Here is a 1,442-nt window from a genome sequence, read left to right as displayed (position 1 = left end):
AGCTTAGAAGCTTTTCTTGGAAGCATGGCATCAACCACTTCGTGTTCTAAAAGAACACTCGTCATCAGCTCTCGGCCTTGGAATCCCGGATTTACCTAAGATTCCAGCCTACCACCTTAAACTTGGACAACCAACGCCAAGCTGGCCTAGCCTTCTCCGTCCCTCCATCGCAATAACCAGAAGTACAGGAATATTAACCTGTTTTCCATCGACTACGCTTTTCAGCCTCGCCTTAGGGACCGACTAACCCTGCGTCGATTAACGTTGCGCAGGAAACCTTGGTCTTTCGGCGTGGGTGTTTTTCACACCCATTGTCGTTACTCATGTCAGCATTCGCACTTCTGATACCTCCAGCAAGCTTCTCAACTCACCTTCACAGGCTTACAGAACGCTCCTCTACCGCATCACCTAAGTGATACCCGTAGCTTCGGTGTATGGTTTGAGCCCCGTTACATCTTCCGCGCAGGCCGACTCGACTAGTGAGCTATTACGCTTTCTTTAAAGGGTGGCTGCTTCTAAGCCAACCTCCTAGCTGTCTAAGCCTTCCCACATCGTTTCCCACTTAACCATAACTTTGGGACCTTAGCTGACGGTCTGGGTTGTTTCCCTTTTCACGACGGACGTTAGCACCCGCCGTGTGTCTCCCATGCTCGGCACTTGTAGGTATTCGGAGTTTGCATCGGTTTGGTAAGTCGGGATGACCCCCTAGCCGAAACAGTGCTCTACCCCCTACAGTGATACATGAGGCGCTACCTAAATAGCTTTCGAGGAGAACCAGCTATCTCCGAGCTTGATTAGCCTTTCACTCCGATCCACAGGTCATCCGCTAACTTTTCAACGGTAGTCGGTTCGGTCCTCCAGTCAGTGTTACCTAACCTTCAACCTGCCCATGGATAGATCGCCCGGTTTCGGGTCTATTCCCAGCGACTAGACGCCCTATTAAGACTCGCTTTCGCTACGCCTCCCCTATTCGGTTAAGCTCGCCACTGAAAATAAGTCGCTGACCCATTATACAAAAGGTACGCAGTCACCCAACAAAGTGGGCTCCCACTGCTTGTACGCATACGGTTTCAGGATCTATTTCACTCCCCTCTCCGGGGTTCTTTTCGCCTTTCCCTCACGGTACTAGTTCACTATCGGTCAGTCAGTAGTATTTAGCCTTGGAGGATGGTCCCCCCATATTCAGACAAAGTTTCTCGTGCTCCGTCCTACTCGATTTCATGACTAAGAGATTTTCGCGTACAGGGCTATCACCCACTATGGCCGCACTTTCCAGAGCGTTCCGCTAATCTCAAAGCCACTTAAGGGCTAGTCCCCGTTCGCTCGCCACTACTAAGGGAATCTCGGTTGATTTCTTTTCCTCAGGGTACTTAGATGTTTCAGTTCCCCTGGTTCGCCTCTTGCACCTATGTATTCAGTACAAGATAACCATCTTATGATGG

Annotated in this window: 1 rRNA gene (running past one end of the window); it reads right to left on the bottom strand. The window is 50.3% G+C overall.

Annotated features, from left to right (window positions below):
• Nucleotides 1–1,442: ribosomal RNA gene (locus tag AC1RL4_RS29180) — 23S ribosomal RNA — on the bottom strand; its annotated part reaches 1,495 nt to the left of the window's first position; the annotation flags it as partial.

This window comes from Pseudomonas sp. GW822-FHT07A10, assembly GCF_058798795.1.
The sequence above is the reverse complement of the archived record's forward strand: the minus strand, read 5'-3'. Positions and strand labels throughout refer to the sequence as shown.